The organism is Oleiphilus sp. HI0128 (genome assembly GCF_001635365.1).
The window spans coordinates 1-18,691 of record NZ_LWGG01001119.1; the positions used below are offsets into that span (position 1 = coordinate 1).

General features: G+C 44.8%; 16 protein-coding genes. 3 read left to right on the forward strand and 13 right to left on the reverse strand.

The genetic code is table 11. The annotated features are described in order from the left end of the window. Both A3763_RS19040 and parE read left to right on the forward strand, forming a co-directional pair. A partial coding sequence (locus A3763_RS19040; protein WP_156495183.1) for a S8 family serine peptidase occupies nt 1–1,200 on the forward strand: 1,200 nt, incomplete at its 5' end. A gap of 77 nt (nt 1,201–1,277) precedes the next feature. Next, nucleotides 1,278–3,182 carry a DNA topoisomerase IV subunit B gene (parE, locus tag A3763_RS19045; RefSeq protein ID WP_068554448.1) on the forward strand — a complete coding sequence of 635 codons (1,905 nt, stop codon included), beginning with the start codon at nt 1,278–1,280 and terminating at the stop codon, nt 3,180–3,182. Nucleotides 3,183–3,212: 30 nt separating this feature from the next. On the opposite strand, the gene A3763_RS19050 is transcribed toward parE, so the two are convergent. The 10 genes from A3763_RS19050 to A3763_RS19095 all read right to left on the reverse strand — a co-directional run bounded on the left by A3763_RS19050 (nt 3,213) and on the right by A3763_RS19095 (nt 13,783). After that, nucleotides 3,213–3,677 carry a ribosome recycling factor family protein gene (locus A3763_RS19050; RefSeq protein ID WP_082885880.1) on the reverse strand — a complete coding sequence of 155 codons (465 nt, stop codon included), beginning with the start codon at nt 3,675–3,677 and terminating at the stop codon, nt 3,213–3,215. A 254-nt stretch (nt 3,678–3,931) separates the two neighbouring features. Beyond that, nucleotides 3,932–4,636 carry a hypothetical protein gene (locus A3763_RS19055; protein ID WP_068516096.1) on the reverse strand — a complete coding sequence of 235 codons (705 nt, stop codon included), beginning with the start codon at nt 4,634–4,636 and terminating at the stop codon, nt 3,932–3,934. Between the two features lie 158 nt (nt 4,637–4,794). After that, nucleotides 4,795–5,901: an LPS export ABC transporter permease LptF gene (lptF, locus tag A3763_RS19060; protein WP_255374947.1), complete on the reverse strand. Its 1,107-nt coding sequence runs from the start codon at nt 5,899–5,901 to the stop codon at nt 4,795–4,797. Between the two features lie 129 nt (nt 5,902–6,030). Continuing rightward, a complete protein-coding gene (locus A3763_RS19065; RefSeq protein ID WP_068516111.1) occupies nt 6,031–6,741 on the reverse strand; it encodes a pseudouridine synthase in 711 nt (236 codons plus the stop codon). Nucleotides 6,742–6,816: 75 nt separating this feature from the next. After that, nucleotides 6,817–8,121: an acyl-CoA desaturase gene (locus A3763_RS19070; protein ID WP_068516104.1), complete on the reverse strand. Its 1,305-nt coding sequence runs from the start codon at nt 8,119–8,121 to the stop codon at nt 6,817–6,819. Nucleotides 8,122–8,130: 9 nt separating this feature from the next. After that, nucleotides 8,131–9,267, reverse strand: a complete 1,137-nt coding sequence (locus A3763_RS19075) for a flavin reductase family protein (protein WP_068516105.1) — start codon at nt 9,265–9,267, stop codon at nt 8,131–8,133. Between the two features lie 196 nt (nt 9,268–9,463). Next, entirely contained in the window at nt 9,464–10,891 is a 1,428-nt protein-coding gene (nhaD, locus tag A3763_RS19080) for a sodium:proton antiporter NhaD (protein ID WP_231872250.1), read from the reverse strand. A gap of 216 nt (nt 10,892–11,107) precedes the next feature. Further along, nucleotides 11,108–11,827: a 1-acyl-sn-glycerol-3-phosphate acyltransferase gene (locus tag A3763_RS19085; protein ID WP_068510984.1), complete on the reverse strand. Its 720-nt coding sequence runs from the start codon at nt 11,825–11,827 to the stop codon at nt 11,108–11,110. A gap of 238 nt (nt 11,828–12,065) precedes the next feature. Further along, entirely contained in the window at nt 12,066–12,326 is a 261-nt protein-coding gene (locus A3763_RS19090) for a DUF5062 family protein (RefSeq protein ID WP_068510982.1), read from the reverse strand. 56 nt (nt 12,327–12,382) lie between these two features. Next, complete coding sequence (locus A3763_RS19095) at nt 12,383–13,783, reverse strand: M17 family metallopeptidase (RefSeq protein ID WP_068510979.1); 1,401 nt, start codon at nt 13,781–13,783, stop codon at nt 12,383–12,385. 106 nt (nt 13,784–13,889) lie between these two features. Between A3763_RS19095 and A3763_RS19100 the strand changes: the two genes are divergently transcribed. Next, nucleotides 13,890–14,222: a DUF6122 family protein gene (locus tag A3763_RS19100; RefSeq protein WP_068510975.1), complete on the forward strand. Its 333-nt coding sequence runs from the start codon at nt 13,890–13,892 to the stop codon at nt 14,220–14,222. Nucleotides 14,223–14,351: 129 nt separating this feature from the next. On the opposite strand, the gene A3763_RS19105 is transcribed toward A3763_RS19100, so the two are convergent. The 3 genes from A3763_RS19105 to gatA form a co-directional block, all read right to left on the reverse strand. After that, entirely contained in the window at nt 14,352–15,617 is a 1,266-nt protein-coding gene (locus A3763_RS19105; protein WP_068510974.1) for a 6-phosphofructokinase, read from the reverse strand. Between the two features lie 217 nt (nt 15,618–15,834). Beyond that, nucleotides 15,835–17,283 carry an Asp-tRNA(Asn)/Glu-tRNA(Gln) amidotransferase subunit GatB gene (gene gatB / locus A3763_RS19110; protein WP_068554455.1) on the reverse strand — a complete coding sequence of 483 codons (1,449 nt, stop codon included), beginning with the start codon at nt 17,281–17,283 and terminating at the stop codon, nt 15,835–15,837. A 15-nt stretch (nt 17,284–17,298) separates the two neighbouring features. Continuing rightward, the coding region (gene gatA / locus A3763_RS19115; RefSeq protein WP_068760350.1) for an Asp-tRNA(Asn)/Glu-tRNA(Gln) amidotransferase subunit GatA at nt 17,299–18,691 on the reverse strand (1,393 nt) is incomplete at its 5' end.

Genomic DNA, 18,691 nt, shown 5'->3' on the forward strand with positions numbered 1-18,691 from the left:
GAAGGCTTCTCTGATACCTTGAAGACCGCAATCGATGCAGTTATTGCTAAAGGCATTATCGTAATTGCTGCAGCGGGGAATGAGTCGAGTAGCGAAAAGTTTTATCCGGCTGCATTTGACGGTGTGACGGCAGTGAGTTCGGTGACGTCAGAGTTAGCCTTATCCGGTTTTTCTAACTACGGAACATACATTGATGTGGCAGCGCCCGGCGGCTCTTCCAACGAGCAATCTACGATTGAAGGTCAGCAAGGTATTATCAGTACTGTCTCTGGGGCGGGATATAGTGAGTACCTAGGAACCTCAATGGCCGCCCCCCATGTTTCAGGTGTGGCTGCGCTAATGAAGTCGGTAGATCCTGATCTCAATGCTTCAAGTTTTAGCTACGCATTAGAGAACGGCCTCATCACTGACTTGATTGGTGGTTCATCCAGTTTCGGCAATGGCCTAATTAATGCGCATAAAGCCGTTGCATGGGCATCTGGAAGCAACGATATACCTGACTCCTTGTATTACTTTCCGCAATCGTTCTCTTTCTTTAATGATGCTGTCAATGCAAAGCTATATTTGTCTAACCCAGGCAATGGTAGCGTTATTGTCTCCGGTATTACACCAAGTGAAGCTGACGCCAGTTGGTTAGATGTTCGTCAGGATGATACAGATTCCAATGGTTTAGGGATCTATACGGTAGAAATTAATAGTGCAGCGATTCCAGTAAACACCTTTAAGAAAGGTAGTTTGATCATAGAATATCAAATAAATGATGGTGCGGTGCAAACTGCATCGCTTGATGTAATCGCATCGAATACTATTTCTGGTAACGAATCGGTCGGTAATCTTTATATATCGCTTATTGCCTTAGATGAGGTTTTGAACGCTTTGCCAGAAGAACCTATTTTTGCTACATCTACCGTGGCAGGATCTTTGTCTGACGGTGTATACAGCTATCGCTTTGAGAATATCCCGGTCGGCGAGTATTTTGTTAGAGCAAGTACCAATAATGATGGCGATGAGCGCTCATTTGACGATGGAGAAGCAAAAGGAATCTATCCGAATTACTACTCGTTCGAGACCTTAAACGCAAATCGGGAAGTGATCAGTGGCATTGACTTTAGTGTTCAGTTCTTTGAATCAAATATCGAGGCTCTCGATGTGCTTGAGATTGGTGCGAGTCACTACCCCTTAGACTTAAGTGAAGACTAGGTATTGGCAGCCTCTCTATTCTCGGTTAAGCTTCACTAAATAAAATCCCTCCTCATTAATAGCAGCATAAGAAGTATATGGCAGACAATAACTCATCTCCGAAGCAATATAACGCCGACTCAATCGAAGTACTAAGTGGTTTGGACCCGGTTAAGAAAAGACCGGGGATGTATACTGAAACCACTCGGCCCAATCACCTTGCTCAGGAAGTAATCGATAACAGTGTCGATGAAGCGCTTGCGGGTCACGCCAGTAAAATTGATGTTGTATTGTATGAAGATGGTTCTTTGTCAGTTGCCGATAACGGGCGCGGGATGCCCGTAGATATTCACTCTGAAGAAGGTGTACCAGGGGTAGAACTAATCTTAAGTAAGCTACATGCTGGCGGTAAGTTCTCCAATGAAAACTACAACTTCTCGGGCGGTCTACACGGCGTTGGTGTATCGGTTGTAAACGCTTTGACTACCAAGCTTGAAATTTTGATCAAGCGCGATGGAAAGCTACATAAGATAGCCTTTGCTGACGGTTTTAAAACTGAAGACTTACATGTGATTGATTCGGTGGGTAAGCGTAATACGGGAACGGAGTTACGCTTTTGGCCTGATGCACAATACTTTGATACGGTGAAGTTCTCAGTTAGTCGTTTACGCCACATTCTTCGTGCCAAGGCCGTATTGTGTCCTGGTCTGGCAGTTACTTTTACTAATAAACAGACCGATGAAAAAGACGAATGGCACTTCCAGGATGGCTTAAAAGACTACCTATTGTCGGCAACTAACGGTCTAGAAACTTGCCCCTCAGCCCCTTTTAGTGGATCAATGGCCGGTAATACCGAAGCTGTAGACTGGGCCATACAATGGTTAGTTGAAGGTGGTGAGATAACTCAGGAGAGCTACGTTAACTTGATACCTACTGCTCAAGGTGGAACGCATGTTAACGGCTTTCGTACCGGCTGCTTGGAAGCGATGAGAGAGTTTTGTGAGTTCAGAAACCTCCTTCCGCGTGGTATCAAACTGAGCTCTGAAGATATATGGGACAAGAGCTGTTTTGTTCTATCAGCCAAGCTTCAAGACCCTCAATTTTCCGGACAGACTAAAGAGCGCCTATCTTCGCGTGAAGCTGCCGCCTTTATTTCCGGTGTCGTCAAAGACTCCTTCAGTTTGTGGCTTAATCAGCATACTGATGATGCTGAAAAGTTAGCAGAGCTGTGTATCAGTAATGCTCAGAAGCGCCTAAAAGCAGCGAAGAAAGTTGTTCGTAAGAAAGTGACCTCCGGCCCGGCATTGCCTGGTAAGCTTGCTGATTGCTCTGGTGTAGAGACTATGAACTCCGAGTTGTTTCTAGTAGAGGGTGACTCGGCTGGTGGCTCAGCCAAACAGGCGCGTGACCGTGAATATCAAGCGATTATGCCGCTCAGAGGTAAGATCCTAAACACATGGGAAGTAGACTCTGGTCAGATTTTAGCCTCACAAGAAGTGCATGATATCGCAGTAGCCTTGGGGGTCGATCCAAATTCAGAGGACTTAGAAGGCCTACGTTACGGTAAAGTTTGTATCTTGGCAGATGCTGATTCAGATGGTCTTCATATCGCAACCTTACTTTGCGCTTTGTTTGTTAAACACTTTAGAACTTTGGTCGAACGTGGTCACGTGTTCGTTGCGATGCCACCATTATATCGAATTGATATCGGTAAAGAGGTTTATTACGCGTTAGACGAAGCTGAACGAAAGGGTATTCTTGACCGTATCGAAGCGGAAAAGAAAAGGGGAAAAATAAACGTCCAGCGCTTCAAAGGGCTAGGTGAAATGAACCCGCTTCAGCTGCGTGAAACAACAATGGCCCGTGACACTCGCCGCCTAGTGCAACTTACCATTGATGATCATGACCTCACCAACGAGAACATGGATATGTTATTGGGTAAAAAACGTGCCGCAGATCGTAAAGCCTGGTTAGAAGAGAAGGGCGATCTAGCTGAGATTTGATCTTAAATATTGGCCAAATAGCTTATCGGCTTAAAGCCATTCAAGTTCGTCAAGCGCTTTACGCGCTTCTGCAAGACTGCAATTAGTTTCAGCAACGAGCTGATTAACTGTAATCGCCGGTGCTTGGCGCGCAATGGTGACTAACTGTTCATGTGAGTGCGTCTTTTCTTGTTGCGCGAGCAACTTGGCAATCCATAGCCAGCTTGGCTCATCTGAGTTGTATAGTTCGTTGACAACCGTTTTCTTATCTTGATAAGACAGCTCTAGCTTCCAATTACGTGATCGACCTTTTCTAGTGAGTTTTCCTCCATTCTTTTTCAATAGAGCTTTTAATTGATCCGTATGTTTTGTGCGTCTTACTAAGCTGTTTAGTGTTATTTCTATATGAGTGTTCATATTGAGCTTGTGTACAAAACCTGTACTAACTTTTAAGGTGGTATAAATGTCACGAAAATGTCGACAGCTTTGTTTTCTAAAAATGTTTAGATATTCCATTATTGATTTTTAGATAGTCATAGTGACTATCATATCAAAAACTCGTTGCGGTCAATATTAAGCGTCAGGCAGAACGTACTATTAGATTTCCCTGAATAGTAACGATAAAAGCAAGCTCTTTGGCGAGTCAAATTTATACAGCGGGCGTATGGCTATGGGTGTGCCTTATTTATCGAAAAAAGCGCTAACCAATGTCAGGGGGCGTTAGGAAAAGGGTACTGCAGGGTAGATTGCAGTACCGTAAAGACTTAGTTTTACCTTGATGTGCAGTTACCCCACTTACACTCAATCAATACGTAAGAGTCATCAGCGCAAACGGCTTCGAATATTTCTAAGGGCCAGTTCGATTTGAGTGTCGTAATTTCAGCTCCAGGGCAGATGGTACGATGCGCCAGCCTGCGTGCATTCATGCTACTTCTAGAGAAGGAGACACCGGTCTTATTGACGATTTTTGCCTGTTCCAGCTCTAAGTCCTGACCGCGTGTCTTTTTGTCTTGCATTAATTTGAGGAGCAATCCGTAGCGCTCATTGTTCTCGCTAAGGTCACGTTCACCATCTCGATAGGAGGTCATTAACTCAATGCAGCCACTTTCTTCTAGACCATTTTCGATTACTTGTTTAGCTTGCTTTTCTGCGGCTTGAACAATGTCGAAATTTAGACCCATTGCGTATCTAGCTCCGGTTTCCTGACGGTCGCCGGTTAGTTTGATTAGGTTGTAAGAAAAACCGTAATCAGCGGCTTCAACGACAACGCCGTTTCTTTCCCACCACTCCTTTTTAGCACGCCAAACTTGCTGTTCTGAGCGCTTACTTAGGTTTGTGCAGTGATCAGCAAGCTTTCTAAAGGTGACATCTTCAACCAGGGTCTGGAAAATGGCTTGTTCTTGTGGCTTTCGAGTAGGCCCCGAACAGGCTGCAATGAAAAAGGCTAGAATTATGACACTGGTACGTAAAAGCACGCTGTACTCCTGAGATCTGTTGGCAACTGGCAATGAATTAGTTCAGAAATTTTTCTGAACTGATCAATTAAGTGTAATGCTAAACGCGAGAATGTAAATGTCGAATGCTTAGTTATGTTCGCAATGTTAGAGATGTACGATCGTTTAGGTATCTTGGCTTATTCAGGTACAGAAGATCGTTTTGATTTGAGCAGGTTAACTATGTTTTCCCGATACAGCATTAAGAGTGAAATAACGAAGAATAAAGCATGAACAGCCCACATTCCGATAGCCGGTGGTAGATCGCCTTTTTCAACTTTACTGCGCGCTGTCATCAATAACCCGAGATAGGCTACATAGATTAGCATTGCTGGGAATAGGTGGACAAAGCGACCCTGTCTGGGGTTAACCTTGCTGAAGGCAACCGCTAGCAAGCAAACGATAGGTGCTAGGAAGGGGAGTGAAAGCCGCCACTGAAGTTCGGCCGCTGAAGCGTTGTCTTGGGCGCTCAACAACTGACTGGTCGGCCGAGCAGCTATCTTATAAGATTTCGCTTCTTTCACTGTTTGGTCATCAATTCTTACACCCAGCATATCAAACTGCATGACTTTAAATGCATTCTCTCCAGGGCTACCAAGATAGCGCGTGCCATTGTGGAGTAGTAGAAACTTTTCACCTGTTGTTTCATTGGTATTCATTACGCCATATTCAGCGTAAGTTTGTGACTGCCTCTCGGTTTCCGCAATATATACACCAAATAGCGTTTTTTTATCGTCGCTAATAGACTCTACATAGGTGACTCTTCCTTGGGAACGCTGCTCTTGAAAGCGTCCTGCAAATAATAATTCAAACTCTGATAGATTTGCGCTCTCGGTTAACAAGTCTTTTGCTTTCTGAAAACCCCATGGTGTTGCGTATAGGCTGGTTGTACCGACGAAAATTGCGATAAGTACAGAGAGGCTAAGAGACATTTTCAGTAGACGGTTTCGGCTCATGCCGCAGGAGTGCAAAACGGTCATTTCGCTTTCAAGGTACATGCGCCCATAAGCGAGCAAAATACCAATATAGAACCCTAGAGGTAAAATGACTTGTAGAAACTCCGGTAGGCGATAGGCCATAACGGGAAACAAAACATCAGCTGAAAGCCGTCCTGATGCAACTTTATCCAGGTAGCGTATAAAGCGGCCACTCATAAATACCAACAGCAGAATAAATGTTACTGACAGCATTGAGACGAATACTTGTCGCGCTAAATACCTAAAGATTATCAAGTGTGACCCTTTCACTCGTAAAATTATTAAAGCCGCCCGATTGGAACGTCGATTTGTATAGTGTGGCAGCAGCTAAATTTGCTTCACCTAGTAAAATCGAGGCAAGTGTACCACGATAAGTAAAATGGTTGCAGCGGGTAGCACTTAGTTAGCATGATCGAAAGGCATAATCGATAAGATTTGTTTCGATTGGCCAGGAAGGATGGATGGAGGTAGTTGATAATCACCAATTGCATAACGATGAAGCGCTAGGACCTGGTTTCGAAAGCGTCCAAACATACGTTTTATTTGATGGTACCGGCCTTCTTGTAGGCTTAGTTCTGCTTCAAACTCAGAAAGAATCTTAAGTTCGACAGGGCGAGTATGAATGTTTTCGTAAGCGAAGTGCATGCCTTCAGCAAAGGCTTTTATATATTCATGGCTTATAGGCTTGGCCAGTCGAACACGATATCTTTTAAGTACTCCGCAATTAGCATCGCTTAGTTGTCTTGACCATTCTCCGTCATTTGTAAGCAATACAAGGCCGGTAGAGTTTAAATCAAGACGACCGGCTATATGCAATTGATCCTTAAAATCGTAAGGAAGTAAGTCAATCACAGTTTTGTGTTGCTTATCCTTGGTTGCGCATACAACGCCCTTAGGCTTATTGAGCATTAGGTAAAGTGCATGATTATTCTGTATATCTGTTTTATCAACCGTGACGCGAGTGAATTGTTTAATCGGTAAACTGGCGAATGAAGCAGGAACATCATTAACTAGGACTCTTCTTTGCGCAATGAGAGTTTGAACTTCTCTTTTGCTAATCGAAAGTTTTTTGCTTACTAGGCGATCAAGGCGAGTTGCTGAGTATCCCATAGTTAAATGCCCGGTCATTTATATAGCTGTTTCGCCGGGCACTTTACAGAACTTTATAGAAAAATTAAACAGATCTTACGCAGCGCTCAGCTTACTCTTGGATGACTTTGTTTTAGGTGAAATAACCTGTATCTCGGCAGTTCCTGGTTTGGCAGTGTTTAACAAACTAGCAAACTTGTTTTTAATAGAGGCCAAACCAGGTACTTTTTCAGTAATTTTTTCGCTTACCTTTTCGGGAAGAGAGTGTTCTACCAAGCGCCTGGCAACGGTACCTAACATTGGCACCATTTTCCCTTTAGCATAAGGAACGCCATAGCGCTCGCAGATATTCTGGACTTTTGGGCCAAGCTCTCGATAACGCCACGCTGGCAGGTCTGGGTAGAGATGGTGCTCTATCTGGTGACTCAAATGCCCACTCATAATGTGAGTTAAAAGGCCCCCTTCAAAATTGCTGGAACCAAGAATTTGGCGTAGATACCACTGTCCCTTTGTCTCTGCCTCCATTTCCTTTTCAGTGAAGGTGAAATTGCCATCAGGTAGATGACCGCAGTAAATAACAGCAAAAGCCCACACGTTTCTAATTACTTGGGCGCTTACATTTCCGGCAAGAACCTTTGGTGCTAGTGGCCCGGCAAGTGCGGGGTAGAAGACATACTCCTTGAGGCCTTTCTTGCTTGCTTTGGCGACAAATTCTTTAAGTTCCTGAAATACTTCCGGAAGAGGCAGTAGGTCATCGTGTTCTGCCTGACGTAACCATTTTGGTAGCAAGTACTGAGTAAGCTGAAGATCATACAGGCTTACCGAAAACTCAAATGCCAATGCATTGGCGACATTGAATGGAACCTGTAGCAAGTGAATCGGTTTCCATTCAATATCTTCAGAAAAACGGTATAGACCAAAGCCGTAATCGGTATCTTTACCTATTACGTTGGTATATGCGTGGTGGTGATGGTTATGTGCTCGTTTCCAGTTTTTAGCGGTGCCAGTCATCGTCCACTCATAGTCAGAGTTATACGTTTCATCGCCCATGAAATCATATTGACCGTGAATAACGTTGTGGCCTATCTCCATATTTTCGAGAATATGTGCTGCGCTCAAGCTGGCGACACCCAGGGCCCAGCTAACCGGTTCGATACTAAAATGAATCAATAGGCGACCTGATATTTCCAAATAACGCTGTATGTCGACAATTTGTTGAAAATAGTCGATATCTTCTTTTCCTAGCTTTGACTCGATAGAGTAGCGTAACTCGTCCAGTTCTTTTTGGAAGTCATTGATTTGCTGAGGGCTTAAATCTGGCTTATCGCTACTTTTAAACGCTGTTTTAATATCGACCAGTGTTTTTTTTGTACTTTCTTGAACCTTGCTTTGATTGCTCATAAAACTGTCCTATAACTCGATGTGAGTTGCTGTTTTCGCAACGGATATGCAGGGAAGGATGTAGTCATTATCTTTTGTCGACTCTTCCCCGGTTGCTAGATTGACGGTAGTGCCTGAAACTTTCTTGCAGCGGCAGGTTCGGCAGATTCCGGTGCGGCATGCTGATTTAGGCTTCAAACCGGCCGCTTCAGCTTCCTGCAATATTGTTCTTGCTGGGCTTGATACGACTGATGCATCTAAGGAGTCGAATTGAAGCTCGCTCGAGTAGCCTAATGTACTGGCATCAGCCAGGTCTGAAGTGAAGTTCTCTAGATGGATTTTTGAAGGGGCTATGCTTAGCTGCTCAAATATTTCCATAGATGCCTTCATAAAACCTTGGGGGCCACACATGTAGATGTCGCGACTTGATAAGTCAGGAACGAGTGATTGAAGTTGTGAACTATTTATTAGGCCGCTTTTCTTTCCGCGTGAGCCAGTTTCTAGCACAAACTGACTATTAATATTTGAGCGACTGCTTGTTAACTCTTCAATCTCTTTTTTAAAAATAAGATCTTTGGCTGACTTAGCGTAATTTATAAACACAATATCACTGCGGTTACCTGTTTTTGACAGGTAGCGAAGCATTGACATGACGGGAGTTATGCCGCTTCCTGCAGAGAGAAAAAGAATCTTTCCTGGAGGGTGGTAGGGTAATACAAATTGTCCCTGCGCCTTACTGACATTGATTTCGTCTCCAACTTTAAGCTGTGAGAATAGCCAGTTTGAAGCTAATCCTTTTTCTATGCACTTAACCGTAATGGCGTACTCGTTTTGTTGTGCATGATCAAAGCCTAGCTCTGGCTGTGAAGACAAGGTGTATGTTCTTTCAACGGTTTCGCCTTTATTGTCGAACTTTATATTAATATGAGAGCCAGCGCTGTGATGATTTAAAGACTGTTTAGTTTTGAAGTAATAACTTTTGGTATCGTGTGTCTCTTTGACTATCCGGCTAATGCGTGCATTAATGGTAGGGGAGCGTTCATCAATAACTTCGCTCGCTCGTTTGTTTAGTCCAGCAGTGCTCTTGAAAAGATCTGCTACTTTCCGAGGCAGTTGCTTTAAAGACGCAACATCATTGAATGGTCGTTTCTGGCTGAGTGTGTCCATAATTTTCCTCGAGAGTGGTAGTAATTTAGGAGAACAGTTGTACTCTTAGATATAGACGTTATAGAAGGGGGTGTTGTTTGTCAATATAAACTTACAGGTGTACTCTGGAGTTTGATGTATGTCAGTTTATTGAAGGGGGGAGTTTTATAGGTGTAGAGTGGTGGCATTAGCAAGTCTATAAAAAATTCTTATAGCATTAGCTGTTGATTAATAGGTGTACCCAGATGCTGGCAGCGTAGCCGAGCGCGATGACTGGCGTCCATCTTAAATGGCTGAAGAAGGTATACTTTCCCCGAGCCTGGCCCATTAGAGCGACACCTGCGGCCGAACCGATTGATAACAGGCTGCCGCCAACACCGGCGGTCAGTGTGACCAATAGCCACTGTACGTGTGGCATGTCAGGGTTCATTGTTAGAATGGCGTACATCACCGGGATATTGTCAATTAAAGCAGATAAGACACCCACCATGATATTAGCGTTTGTTGCGCCAAATTCACCGTAGATATACTCAGAGCTAATTCCAAGGTAGCCAAGGAATCCCAGGCCTCCAACAGCCATTATGACGCCATAAAAAAAGAATAGCGTGTCCCACTCAGCATGGGCGATTTTAGAGAATACATCAAAGTCATAAGGGTCTTGGTTCGCGCCGGGAGGGTACTCAGAGCCGTGGTTCCAGGATTTGGACTTTTGGTTGAGGAAGTAACCGTAGAATTTAAGGTAGGCAAGGCCTGTGAGCATGCCAAATACCGGTGGGATGTGTAAGACGCTATGAAAGGTGACAGCCGTCGCAATAGTTAGGATAAATAAAATAGCTATAGGAACTCCACCAAACTTAACCGGGCGAGCATTTCCTTCAGGGTCATCGGGTGTGCCTTTATGGATTGCAAAGTGCATGATGCTTGCGGGAACTAAAAAGTTGACCAAGGAGGGGAGAAAGAGTGCAAAAAAATCGCTGAATTCGATAATACCTTTTTGCCAGACCATTAGCGTGGTGATGTCGCCGAAGGGGCTGAATGCGCCACCGGCATTTGCTGCGACAACAATGTTAACGCAGCTGACCGAGACGAAGTTAGACTTACCATTTGCGACAGCGATAACGACGGCGCAAAGTATAAGTGCGGTAGTTAGATTGTCTGCGATCGGTGAAATTACGAACGCCAGGAAACCTGTGAACCAGAAAAGTTGGCGATAACTAAAACCTTTTGATATTAGCCAGTAACGTAAATCATCAAACAACCCTCTCTCTACCATGGCATTAATATAGGTCATGGCGACAAGTAAGAAGAAAAATAGCTCACTATATTCAAGGAAGTTATGCCGGATTGCAGGCTCAATTAATTCGCTATCACCAGAGCGGTGGTACGCAAAAGCAATAATAATCCATATCAGAGAGGCGGCTAGAAGAACTGGTTTGGACTTTCGCAGGTGTATTTTTTCTTCAAGTACGACAAAAACATAAGCGAGACAGAAGACGCTTAATGCCAGATAGCCAGTCCATGACGAGCTTAAATCATAGGGCTTAATCAGTTGTGGCTCACTATGCGCATTGGTAGCGAGTAGCGTGCAAGCGATTACTAATACAAAGCGTAAGCCTGGCATGATTATGGGTAGAGGCTTGAGCATAGTGCTTCAAATCATTGTTGTTTTTGGATAGTTGATGATAAACAACTTTATCTCGTTTTGACCAGTGTCTCTAAGGCTTAATATGTGCGTATGGGGGCTAATTAGACGATTCTAGACGTAAATCAATTTGGGGAAGGGAATTCTAGGCAAGGTTTATAGAGACGGCTAGCCAGAAGCGAAAGGTTCTGGCTAGTTTGGGCGTCGCGATGTGTCGCTCTATTTACCGCACTCATCCTCTAGGCGGCTGATAGTTTCCATCATGTCAAGCCGACAACTGAGCATTAGCTCTTCAAGGTCGTCTTTACTAAGGTCTTTTGTTTCAATGGGTGGAAGTATTTCGATAATCGCCTGACCATTCGTGCGGTTGTTGAGACTAAAACCTTTTAAGTAAGGGCTTGTACATACGGGAACAATAGGAACGCCTGCGTTGATGGCCGTTACAAATGCGCCTTTTTTAAATGGAAGCATGTTCTTGCCACGATTACGTGTGCCTTCTGCAAAAAACCAAATATTGGTTTTCTTTTCAGTGAGGGCTGTTTTGGTAATCTCCATTGCTTCCATCGCTTTTTTAGGGTTACCTCGGTCAACTAACACGTTGCCAGCTAGCCAGTAAAGCTGGCCAAAAAATGGAATCCATTTAAGGCTTTTTTTACCCAAGCTGACTGTGCGTGGCGGCACGGAATATCCAGTTACAAATAAGTCCCAGTTGCTTTGGTGATTGGCTACCACGATAAAAGGACGATCGCTTGGATAATTATGGGCGTTAACCAATTTTGGCTTAATACCAATAATAGGCAGGCCGAAAAACGCAAATGTCTGTGCGCACCAGCGGCTGTTAGTCGGGTGAAAGGGGCGAATAATTCCGTAAAGAAGGCCGAGAGCGCAACTGATGACAAAGTGAATAGATAATAAGGAATAACGAATAAAACGAATCATTAGACTCTCAGTGCAAGTAATTAAAGTTTGAGTACAAGTGTACGCTATTGGGCGAACTCATTACAGTGTCTTGGATTGAATCATTGGAAATTAATGGTTGAATCTACAACTGAAAAGAGTTCAACACGATCATCGTGCTGAGTGTAGATTCGCTTTTACGTTTGTCTACGGCAGGCGTGAAGGTGAATAGTGCATAAGATAGTCTGAGCCATTGCCTAAAGCAATGGCTCAAAGTAAATTATTTAAGCGGATGTCCCTCGGGTAACTGCTTATACAGCCACATAACAATTTTGTGCTTCATTTTCACCAAGGTCAGATCATCCTTAGCAAGAGGTTGAAGCTGCTTGTCGTGTACTAGTAAGCGGTAAATGTACTCGATTTTGTCGTCTTGAGAGTCATCAGCTTCGAATTTTGCGACGCCACGTTTTTCGGCATATAAGGTGCCGATGCGAATTGCTTCTTTAAGGAGTTGAGCTTCGTTTTTTAGCTTCTTCGCCATACTGGGCTTCTCATAAGTTTATAGTTAGGGTGAATGTGTAACATAGCTAATTTGTTTTATTTGTTGAAACGTTGCTCTAGTAGGTCGAAGACTGCACGAATACCAAATGCTTCGCCGCCAGTTGGTCGCCCAGGAAGCTTTCGATTATTCCAGGCCATTACATCAAAATGAACCCATGGAGTGTCATCAGACACGAATAATTGTAAGTAAAGCGCTGCTGTAATAGCGCCGCCAAAACCCGTGGCTGCGCTATTAAGGGTGTCAGCAATATCGCTTTTTAGCATGTCCTGGTAAGGGCTGTGTAGGGGGAGTTGCCACACAAGGTCTTGGCTGCTCTTTCCACACTCCTGCAACGAAGATGCAAGTTGTTCGTCATTGCAAAAAAAACCGGGTAACTCTGTTCCTAATGCAACTCGGCAGGCGCCGGTTAGTGTTGCAAAGTCGAATATCATGTCCGGGTTTTCGCTATCTGCTTCGGTCAATGCGTCACATAAGACTAAGCGGCCTTCAGCGTCAGTGTTGTCAATTTCGACAGTAATTCCTTGTCGTGTGGTGATTACATCACCTGGACGAAAAGCATTCGAAGATACGGCATTCTCTACTGCGGGTATTAGTACACGTAATCTGATTGGAAGAGCTTGGTCCATAATTAATTTTGCTAGCCCAAGTACGTGCGCCGCGCCGCCCATGTCTTTTTTCATAAGGCGCATAGCATTACTGGGCTTGAGGTCCAGGCCTCCGCTGTCAAAGCAAACTCCTTTGCCAACCAGTGTTATTTTTGGGGCATCTTCGTCACCCCAAGTAAGATCAATGAGCCTTGGTTCATGTACACTGGCTCTGCCAACGGCATGAATGGTAGGGTAGTTGTGCTCAAGTAGTTGGTCGCCAACAAACTGTTCGAGCTTAGCACCGTATTGCTCTGCGAGCTGCTCAGCTACGGTACCCATATCTTCAGGCATTAAGTCACTGGCTGGGGTGTTGATCAGATCTCTTACTAATGACACTGAAGAAGAAAATGCCTGTGCTTTGTTGAGTATTGCTTCTGAAGATACAGAAAGTGTTGGCAGGCTCTTATCATTCTTTTTATATTCAGTGTACCGGTAACAAGAGAGGGCCCAGGTGATTGCGAACTGAGTTTCAAACTCAGTTTGGTCTTCAAATAGCTCGCTGCACTGACTGCAATCCAGCGAGTAGCGCGCCGCAGGAATTTGTAGCGCTAGATCGCCAGCAATGAAGTAGTCACTCTTAGGGCTCATTCCATAAATGCATTGCAGTGCGCTGCCGTCACTATCCGGGATGAGGATTCCACCTTTCCCCTCATAGTTATTTGCGTTCAACCAGGTCTTAATATTTTCGGCTTGCTTTGCTACCCAGTTTTCGTAGTGTTCGCTATTGATAATAACGATTGCTGTGCTTTCTTGATTTGAAACTTCTAATACAGGAAACTGTTCGTTCATTGATTGGTAAAGCCTTCAGGAGTTAGCTGGGAGCGCGAAAGCGATATCTATGCTTTAACATCCGCGCTTTTGATAAGTTCAGTATAAACATAATCGGGAGAAAATCATTCTTCATATCGCATTACACTTTCTCGTACCGTTGTTAGTAGCAACAGCAGTCTTTGCCAAAACACGAGATTCTAAGTTCACGGTAAAAATATATCTGCTTTTGGTTGCGACAATGTTAGTCGATCTTGATCACTTACTTGCGGTACCGATTTATGACCCAGGTCGATGCAGTATTGGTTTCCACCCTCTACATAAAGAATTTATGATTCCGGTTTATGCTCTGATGGCTTTGTTTCCAGCAACTCGGTGGATAGGGATAGGCTTGCTAATCCATATGGGCCTGGATGCCCAGGATTGTTGGCGGCAAGGTTTTTATGGGGCTATTCATTAGCGAAGGATGAAACCCTCTGCATACGTAGGGCTGAAACTAACGGCATGTCCGTTCTGCGCCCCGAGACGGGCCGCCTACATAACTTTGGGTAGGCGGAGTCTCTGAGTTAGATAAGCGTGTTGCGAAGCTTTAAACTTCGAACTCACTTCCTGTCTTCTTTTCAATAAGCTTGTTCTGAAGCTTAACGTAGCGCGGCATACCGTTCTCATCGTAAGGCGGGTAGTCTTCGCCTTGAACAAGTGGAGTTAGGTATTCACGACACTCAGCAGTAATTCCGAAACCATCATCTGAAATATAGTGAATAGGCATTTTCTTTTCTTGGTTAGCAACCTGGCTAAGCGGTGCTTCACCGATAGACCACTTGTATGGAGCGGCTTGTTCGCGAACGATAATTGGCATGACTGCATTCTTACCATTTACAGCGAAATCAACAGCTGCTTTGCCCATGGCATAGGCCTGCTCAACATCCGTTGAAGAGGAAATATGGCGTGCTGCGCGTTGAAGGTAGTCGGCAACTGCCCAGTGGTATTTATAACCAAATTCATCTTTAACCATATTAGCAAGCGTTGGTGCGACGCCACCTAGTTGGGTATGACCAAACGCATCAACTGCGCCTGCGTCTGCTACAAAGCGGCCATCTTCGTACTGAGCGCCTTCAGATGCCACGACAACGCAGTAACCGTAATTTTTTACTGCTTCATCTACACGTGCTAAAAACTTCTGTTTATCAAAGGCTATTTCTGGAAATAGAATAACGTGTGGTGCTTCGTGCGCTTCGGTGCCGGCCAAACCACCAGCTGCGGCGATCCAACCTGCGTGACGGCCCATGACCTCAAGAATAAATACTTTAGTTGAGGACTCGCACATAGAAGCGATGTCCATTGCCGCTTCTTTAGTAGAAATAGCGACGTATTTTGCAACCGAACCAAAGCCCGGGCAGCAATCAGTGAACGGAAGGTCGTTATCTACGGTTTTTGGCACACCGATACAAGTAATCGGGTAACCCATTTTTTCACTTAGTTGAGAAACCTTATAAGCTGTATCTTGAGAGTCGCCGCCGCCATTATAGAAGAAGTACCCAATATCATGAGCTTTGAATACTTCGATCAGACGTTCATATTCACGCTTGTTCTCATCAAGGTTTTTCAGTTTGTAGCGGCAAGAACCAAATGCACCGCTTGGAGTGTGCTTTAGTGCGGCGATATCTTCGATGCTTTCCAGACTGGTGTCGATCAACTCTTCACGGAGTGCTCCAATGATGCCGTTACGTCCAGCGTAAACCTTACCAATTTTGTCTGGGAATTGGCGAGCTGTTTCGATTACGCCACAAGCTGAAGCGTTGATTACGGCAGTTACGCCACCTGACTGTGCGTAGAAAGCATTTTTGATAGTCATTGAATATCCTATTCTTCGATAAAAATGAAAGGTTTCATAAATTTCGCGCATCATACTGCATTTTTATGAAAGTTTCATGAGCCTGATTACTAATCAGTCGGTATCAGTCTTAAAATAAAAACTGTTGACAATTAACCTTGGCGATTCGTATCGAAAGTATAAAAAAGTGAGAGCGGTGCACTCTCACTTCTACTGTTATTCAGGTCAAAAATTAAAGCTAGCTATTAAGTTTCTTGGCAAGAATCTGATTGAACAGTTTAGGGTTTCCTTGTCCTTTAGAGGCTTTCATTAAAGGCCCCATAAATCCGCCCATAAGCTTTTTACGCTTTTTGTCATCGGCCTCTTTATACTGTGCAATCTGATCAGCCATGCCAGCGAGTACTTCGTCAACCAATGCTTCTAGCGCACCGGTATCAGATACCTGCTTTAGACCTTGTGATTCAATAATTGCGTCAACATCATCACCAGATTTTTCCCAAAGTGTATTGAATACTTTCTTTGCACCTGAAGACGACAAAGTGTTGTCTTTAACTCTAAGCACCAGTTGCCCAAGTTGCTCTGCACTGATAGGAGAATCTTTTAAGGAGATGCTGTCGCTGTTGAGTCGCGCGCTTAGCTCTCCCATTGTCCAGTTGGCAGAAAGCTTAGCGTCACCTGAAATGCTACTGGCTGTCTCGAAATAATGAGAAAGGTCTGCCTGTGCTGAGATCAAGCCTGCATCGTAACTTGATAAGCCGTATTCGGCGCAGAACCTTGCCTTTCGTGCATCAGGAAGCTCTGGCATCTCAGTTTTAATCTGATCAATAAACTCGTCAGACAATTCGACAGGAAGCAGGTCAGGGCATGGGAAGTAGCGGTAATCGTTTGCTTCTTCTTTGCTACGCATGGAGCGGGAGATATCTTTCTCTCCATCGTATAAGCGGGTCTCTTGCGTGATGCTGCCGCCATCTTCAAGAATATCTATCTGACGCTCAACCTCAAGGGCGATCGCCTTTTCCATGAAGCGGAAGGAGTTAAGGTTCTTGGTTTCGGTTCGTGTACCAAGCTCTTCCTGACCTTTGGGGCGTACCGAGATATTGACGTCAAAGCGCATTGAGCCTTGTGACATTTCACCGTCACAGATGCCAAGAGAGGTAACAATTGAGTGTAGTTTTTTGGCAAAGGCGACTGCTTCTTCACTATTGCTGATATCAGGCTCTGACACGATTTCAATAAGCGGTGTTCCCGCGCGGTTCAGATCTATGCCTGACATGCCATGGTAATCTTCATGAAGCGATTTACCGGCATCTTCTTCAAGGTGAGCGTGATGGATACGAACAGACTTCTTGCTGCCGTCCTCTAGTTCAATTTCAACAACACCAGGGCCAACGATCGGCAGGTCTAGCTGCGTGGTCTGGTAACCCTTGGGCAAGTCTGGGTAAAAATAGTTTTTACGTTCGAAAACCGAGCGTTTACCGATTTCTGCGTCGATAGCCAAGCCGAACATAACGGCGTAACGAAAGGCTTGCTCATTTGGTACAGGCAAGGTGCCAGGCAAGGCTAGGTCAACTTCGTTTGCCTGAGTGTTTGGCTCTGCGCCATAGGCAGTAGAAGAGCCGGAAAATATTTTCGTTTTGGTGGCGAGCTGGACGTGAACTTCAAGCCCGATTACTGTTTCCCATTGCATAGTGTTTCTCCAGGCTTAAATGTTCTGTGGTGCTAAGGTGTGCCAATCGGTAACTTGTTGGAACTGATGCGCGACGTTAAGCATACGTTGTTCGTCGAAGTAGTTACCAATAAGTTGCATGCCAATAGGCAGACCATTTAATAAGCCTGCTGGAAGTGACATGCCAGGCAGCCCGGCGAGGTTGGTTGAAATAGTAAAGATATCTTCAAGATACATTTTTACAGGGTCATCACCTTTGGAATTAAAGCCAAATGCTTCCGACGGAGAGGTTGGGCCTAAGATCAAATCAACTTCTTCAAAGGCGCTGACGAAGTCATTCTTAATTAAACGGCGAACCTGCTGTGCTTTTCTGTAATAGGCATCGTAGTAGCCGGCGGATAGGGCGTAAGCACCTATTAGAATACGTCGTTTAACTTCATCGCCGAAGCCTTCAGAGCGGGTGCGCTGATACATGTCCATCAGATCTTTCGGGTCGTCACAACGGTGCCCAAAGCGAACGCCGTCAAAGCGTGACAAGTTTGCAGAACATTCTGCTGGCGCAATCACGTAGTAGGCCGGTACTGACAGGTCAGAATGTGGTAGCGACACTTCTTTAAACGTCGCTCCCAGCTTTTCCAGCTCCTTAATAGCGGTTTGCAATACATCCTGCAATTCAGCGCTTAAGTGCTCGTTGAAAAACTCTTTTGGTAGACCAATTCGGAGGCCTTCAAGTGAGTTATTCAAGTTCGCTGTGTAGTCTGGTACTTCGCGGTCTAGGCTGGTTGAGTCCTTGGCGTCATGTCCTGCAAGCACGTTCAGCATCATTGCCGCATCTTCTGCAGTGAGAGCCATCGGGCCAGCTTGGTCAAGACTTGATGCGAAGGCAATCATTCCGTAGCGTGAAACACGGCCGTAGGTTGGTTTTAATCCGGTTAAGCCGCAAAGAGAAGCAGGCTGGCGAATAGAGCCGCCGGTATCGGTTGCGGTTGCTATTGGCACAAGTCGAGCGGCAACGGCAGCTGCTGAACCGCCAGATGAACCACCGGGTACAAGTTGCTCTTCTTGGCTCCAAGGGTTGATAACTTTGCCAAAATAACTTGTCTCGTTAGATGAGCCCATCGCGAATTCATCCATGTTTGTTTTACCTAAACAAACTGCGCCCGCATTTTTAAAATTGCTGACGATGGTGGCGTCATAAGGCGGAATAAAGTTATCTAGCATTTTTGAGGCGCAGGTAGTTAACACGCCTTCGGTGCAGAAGATGTCCTTATGTGCAAAGGGAATACCTGTCCAGGGTGTTGCCTTGCCGCTTGCGATAATCTCATCGGCTGCTTTCGCCTGTGCAAGCGCTTGTTCTTCGGTAACGGTAATGAAACTATTATATTGGCCGTCAAGCTTCTTGATTCTGTCTAGAAAGTATTGGCTGAGC

Excerpts from the sequence above, each read along its gene's own strand:
- A3763_RS19070 (WP_068516104.1), bottom strand. The coding sequence starts at position 8,121 with ATGAGCAATCAAAGCAAGGTTCAAGAAAGTACAAAAAAAACACTGGTC.
- A3763_RS19085 (WP_068510984.1), bottom strand. The coding sequence starts at position 11,827 with ATGATTCGTTTTATTCGTTATTCCTTATTATCTATTCACTTTGTCATC.
- A3763_RS19075 (WP_068516105.1), bottom strand. The coding sequence starts at position 9,267 with ATGGACACACTCAGCCAGAAACGACCATTCAATGATGTTGCGTCTTTA.
- nhaD (WP_231872250.1), bottom strand. The coding sequence starts at position 10,891 with ATGCTCAAGCCTCTACCCATAATCATGCCAGGCTTACGCTTTGTATTA.
- A3763_RS19065 (WP_068516111.1), bottom strand. The coding sequence starts at position 6,741 with ATGGGATACTCAGCAACTCGCCTTGATCGCCTAGTAAGCAAAAAACTT.
- A3763_RS19105 (WP_068510974.1), bottom strand. The coding sequence starts at position 15,617 with ATGACTATCAAAAATGCTTTCTACGCACAGTCAGGTGGCGTAACTGCC.
- gatB (WP_068554455.1), bottom strand. The coding sequence starts at position 17,283 with ATGCAATGGGAAACAGTAATCGGGCTTGAAGTTCACGTCCAGCTCGCC.
- parE (WP_068554448.1), top strand. The coding sequence starts at position 1,278 with ATGGCAGACAATAACTCATCTCCGAAGCAATATAACGCCGACTCAATC.
- A3763_RS19095 (WP_068510979.1), bottom strand. The coding sequence starts at position 13,783 with ATGAACGAACAGTTTCCTGTATTAGAAGTTTCAAATCAAGAAAGCACA.
- A3763_RS19050 (WP_082885880.1), bottom strand. The coding sequence starts at position 3,677 with ATGGAATATCTAAACATTTTTAGAAAACAAAGCTGTCGACATTTTCGT.
- A3763_RS19090 (WP_068510982.1), bottom strand. The coding sequence starts at position 12,326 with ATGGCGAAGAAGCTAAAAAACGAAGCTCAACTCCTTAAAGAAGCAATT.